The 611-nt window shown below is 65.8% G+C and carries 1 protein-coding gene; it reads right to left on the bottom strand.

The window, feature by feature from the left end:
- Positions 1 to 52: 52 nt before the first annotated feature.
- Positions 53 to 481 (bottom strand): 30S ribosomal protein S16, encoded by a 429-nt coding sequence (rpsP, locus tag G6W55_RS38130; protein ID WP_030797841.1) that lies wholly within the window; start codon positions 479 to 481, stop codon positions 53 to 55.
- Positions 482 to 611: the final 130 nt, after the last annotated feature.

Below are 611 nucleotides of genomic sequence, written 5' to 3'. Positions count from 1 at the left end.
GGGTTGTCGACGATGCCCTTCACGAGGTGCTCGAGAGCCTCCTCGAGCATGCTCAGGCCTCGGTCGACTCAGACGAAGACGACTCGGCCGCGGCCTCGTCCTTCTTCTCAGCCTTCTTCTTCTGGGTGATGGCCTCACCCTTGCCCGAGTCGTCGCCACCGAGGGCCTCGAACGACGGGCGCGCCTTCTTCGGCTCGGCCACGAGCAGCGGAGCCGGGGCGGGCTCGCCCTTGAACTTCTGCCAGTCGCCGGTCTTCTTCAGAATGGCGAGAACCGGCTCGGTCGGCTGCGCGCCGACACCCAGCCAGTACGCGACGCGGTCGGCGTCCACCTCGATGACCGACGGGTTGTAGGTCGGGTGGTACTTGCCGATCTCCTCGATCGCACGGCCGTCACGGCGGGTGCGGGAGTCGGCGACGACGATGCGGTAGTGAGGCGAACGGATCTTGCCCAGACGCTTCAGCTTGATCTTGACTGCCACGGGAGTGGACTCTCCTGGTTTTGACGTGGTTGGGCACGCGAGAAGTCCGCGTGGGGTTGCGGTACCCGAATGCCCGATGGACGCGTCAGCCGGAGGAGAGAGGGGTCCTGTGCGACTGTCGAGTACAGCT

The organism is Streptomyces sp. CAI-85 (assembly GCF_013363615.1).
Classification (GTDB): domain Bacteria; phylum Actinomycetota; class Actinomycetes; order Streptomycetales; family Streptomycetaceae; genus Streptomyces; species Streptomyces antibioticus_B.
This window is presented reverse-complemented; position numbering and strand designations above follow the sequence as displayed.